Origin of the sequence: uncultured Slackia sp. (assembly GCF_944321625.1) — a bacterium.
Classification (GTDB): domain Bacteria; phylum Actinomycetota; class Coriobacteriia; order Coriobacteriales; family Eggerthellaceae; genus Slackia.
This window is the reverse complement of sequence record NZ_CALUMA010000006.1, coordinates 1-3,930: the sequence shown is the minus strand read 5'-3', so window position 1 is coordinate 3,930 and position 3,930 is coordinate 1. Positions and strand designations below refer to the sequence as shown.

General features: G+C 63.2%; 2 protein-coding genes. Both read right to left on the bottom strand.

All coding sequences use genetic code 11. The annotated features are described in order from the left end of the window. Positions 1-292: 292 nt before the first annotated feature. Entirely contained in the window at positions 293-1,348 is a 1,056-nt protein-coding gene (locus tag Q0J60_RS00515) for a hypothetical protein (RefSeq protein ID WP_294438244.1), read from the bottom strand. A gap of 254 nt (positions 1,349-1,602) precedes the next feature. Further along, positions 1,603-3,930 (bottom strand): excinuclease ABC subunit UvrA (locus Q0J60_RS00510; RefSeq protein ID WP_294438243.1); only part of this gene is annotated, 2,328 nt, incomplete at its 5' end.

The window sequence follows — 3,930 nt, the reverse complement described above, 5'->3', positions numbered from 1 at the left end:
ATCAATAGGGCGCGCGGCGACTTGGGCATCCGCTATTTGAATCCCTTTCGAATGACCCCAGAGCAAATAATTTCAGAAGTGAGTGCCTAATTCGAGAATCCCCGAGTAGCCACCTTTTTGCCGAAGTAATTATCTGCGGTTTTCCTGTCCAAAAACAGGGTCTACTTCGGGAGTCGGCATTTTCGCACTCACTTCTGGAAAAGAATTTGAGTCCTTCACGTAACCTACGCCTTCCGGTGAAGCAGGCGTCATTTGTTCCGCCAATCCAACCGTGGGAAACAGGTGTCGCTCCTCATCGCACCTCCCCGCACAAATCCTCCCAATCAATAAACAGCTCTCTTCTCAGCTGTCTCTCATGCTCGAGCAGGGCAGCCGACTTCTTTTGATACCTCGCGTGAAGCTTGTCAGCGGTTAGGCGGCGCACCTGCTCGAATCTATATTGATCTGCCAGCTGCTCATAGGTGAGAAGCGCCGTATCTATGCCCATGAGCTGCAGGCCCAGCAGTCGGTTGGCATCGGCGCCCGTCAAACCGTATGGGCCATGCACTGCTCGCCCTTGGCACTCATAGGCAAAATCCTTATGCCTATCATCTGCGGGAAACAATATGTCGACGATACCGTGGTCCTGCCCCGTAACCGCCCGGGCTGCCCGGCTAAATCGAACCTTGGAATTGAGTTCCACCGGGCCGAACCCCTCGCCTCCGAGCGAACGGCTGCCGCACAGCCGCATCACGGCTCTCGCCTCAAGAGGAGACGCCACGACCCCCTTCACTTCCTTAAGCGCGCGCTCGAAAACCTTGTGCCCCCTTCTGCCCCTGGTTTTCTCGCACATATCCCAAAGCTCCTCTATGGTTACCAAAGGGGAACGCATCCATAAGGTGCTCTGACCGGACCGGCCCGGGGCAAGCCTCCACGAGGCATCCGACAGCGCGCCCGCATGCTCGAGGTATTCCATATGCTTCGGATCCGCCGCAAACACGGTGAAGCGTCCCGTAAGTTCATACATCGCCATCACGAGCTGGATTATGCTTACACGCTGGGCTAATAAGAAGAGCGTGAAAGCCGGAGAGGCGACCTTGAGATAAGCATCGATGTCCCAAACGCTCCCAACGGGGAGCTCACCGGTCCATAGCGTTCTATGAATGCCTTTGGAAGCGTGTCTAGCCCGCCTTTCGAACACCAGTATTTCCAGTGGCGTCGTCAGGTAATGGAAATACGACTGCCTGCGCGCGAGCATGCGAGGGCCCAGCGCGCTCGTAACATCGAGCTCCTCATTGACGAGCATCGCAACCTGAGGCGGAATGCGATGAAATTGAAAGGCCGTTCTCCCGGCAAGCACCATGTCCACGGGCGATGCTCCTTGATTGGCGCATTGGAAATATGCCAATCAATATCAGAGCGACCTTACCGAATCGTCAGCGGGAGTCTCCCTCCATCAAACATCAACCCAACCGCGTTCGTCCCTTCATCTCACCGGAGCAGATAGAGGCACCCAAATCGAGGAAGCGGTTGCGCAGGACGCATCAAAACCTGCTGGCAAGCACTAAAAAACATCACGGAATAGCGGCGCATCGGCTGCATCGAAGCACATGCGATATGAACCTAACGCCCCAGCTCCTCGGCGATGTAGCGGCCGGTAATGCTTTGCGGGCACGCGGCGACCTCCTCGGGAGCGCCAGCGCACACGATTCGCCCGCCGTCCTCTCCCCCGCCGGGACCCAGGTCGATCACGTAGTCGGCGTTCGCGATCATATCCAGGTCGTGCTCGATCACCACCACCGTGGCCCCGTTGTCGATGAGCCGCTGGAGCACGCCCAGGAGCACCTCCACGTCGAGCGGATGCAGGCCGATGGTCGGCTCGTCGAACACGAAAAGCGCGTCCTCCTGGCTGCGGTTGAGCTCGCTCGCGAGCTTGAGGCGCTGCGCCTCGCCGCCGGAAAGCGCCGGCGTCGCCTCGCCGAGCGTGAGGTAGCCGAGCCCTAGGTCGGACAGTGTTTTCAACTTGGCCAGCGCTGAGCGCAGATTGGATTCCACCAGCACCTCGAGCGCCTGGTCCACTGTATAGGAGAGAAGCTCGGGCAGGCTAAGGTCGCCCATGAGACGGATGTCGTGCGCCGCGCGGGCATAGCGCGAACCGCCGCAATCCGGGCACGGGATGTCCACGTCGGGCAAAAACTGCACGTCGAGCGAGATCTGTCCCGTGCCGTCGCACGTGGGGCAGCGCAGCTTCCCCGTGTTGTACGAGAACGCGCCCGCCTTGAGTCCGCGCTCCTTGGCTTCGGGCAGCTTGGCGTAGGCGCGGCGCAGGTCGTCGAGCATGCCGGAGTAGGTCGCCACCGTGGAGCGCACGTTCGCGCCGATGGGCGTGGCGTCGATGAGATTCGCCCGCTGGATACCCGCCGCGTCGAGGGCGCGCACGTGCGCCGGAAGCTTCTCGCCCGCGGCACGCGCCTTGAGGGCGGGCACGAGGCTCTCGAGAACGAGCGTGGTCTTGCCGGATCCCGACACACCCGTCACCGCCGTGAGCCGACCGCGCGGAATCTGCACCTCGAGCGGCTTCACCGTATGAATCGCGTCCGTCTCGAGCACTATGGCGCCCTGCGCAAACAGTTCATCCGCACCGGCGCGCTCGCGCGTACGAATACAGCGCGACCCGGAGAGAAACGGCCCGATGCGCGTCTCCGGTGCGGCCTCGATATCCGCTACCGAGCCCTGCGCGATAATGCGACCGCCCGCCGCGCCCGAGCCGGGTCCGATCTCGATGAGATAGTCCGCCTGGCGGAGCACCCGCACGTCATGGTCCACGAGCACCACGGAGTTGCCGTCGGCCAGGAGGTCGTCCACCACGCCGAGCAGGCCCTCCACGTTGGACGGATGCAGGCCGATGGATGGCTCGTCCAGCACGTAGAGCACGCCGTTCGTGCGGTTGCGCACCGCGCGGGCGAGCTGCACGCGCTGGCGCTCGCCCGTCGAGAGCGTGGAGCTGGCGCGGTCGAGGCTCAGGTATCCCAAGCCCAGCTGCTGCAGACGTTCTATGGGCTCGGCCATCTCGGCCACGATGGCGCGCGCCATGGGCTGCATCTCCTCAGGCATGAGCCCGGGCACGCAAGCCACCCACACGGCGAGCTCGTCGAGCGTCATCTGCGTGGCCTCGCCCAGGTTCATGCCGTCCACCGTGGGCGCGAGCGCGCGGGCGGAGAGGCGCGTGCCATGGCAGTCCGGGCACACGTCCTCGCGCAGGAACTTCGACACGCGCGCCAGGCCCTTCTCGTCCTTGGCCTTGGCGAGCGCATTTTCCACCGTGTAGACAGCGTTGAAGTAGGTGAAGTCCAGCTCGGCGAAGTTGTCGCCCTTCTTGGCGTGGTAGAGGATGTGCTTCTTCTCGGCGGGACCGTGGAAGACGATGTCGCGCTCCTTGGCCGTGAGCTCGCTGAACGGCACGTCCGTGCGCACGCCCATCTCGCGCGCGACCTGCTTCATGAGATCCCACATGAGGGTGTTCCACGGCGCCACCGCGCCCTCGTCGATGGAAAGCGATTCGTCGGGCACGAGCGTGGCCTCGTCCACCGTGCGCACTATACCCGTGCCGCCGCAGGTGGTGCAGACGCCGCCGCTGTTGAAAGCTAGATCCTCCGCACCGGGGCCATGGAACTCCGCCCCGCATACAGGACAGGTGAGTGGTCGCTCCAGGGCGACGTTCATGCTCGGCGGCACATGGTGCCCGTTGGGGCACACATGGCTGCCCAGGCGGGACAACAAGAGGCGCAGGGAGTTGAGGAGCTCGGTGGAGGTGCCGAAGGTGGAGTGCACGCTGGGCACGCCCGGGCGCTGGCGCAGCGCGAGCGCCGCCGGCACGTAGCGCACCTCGTCCACCGTGGCGCGGGCGGTCTGGCTGATGCGCCGGCGCGTGTAGGTGGAGAGCGCGTCCAG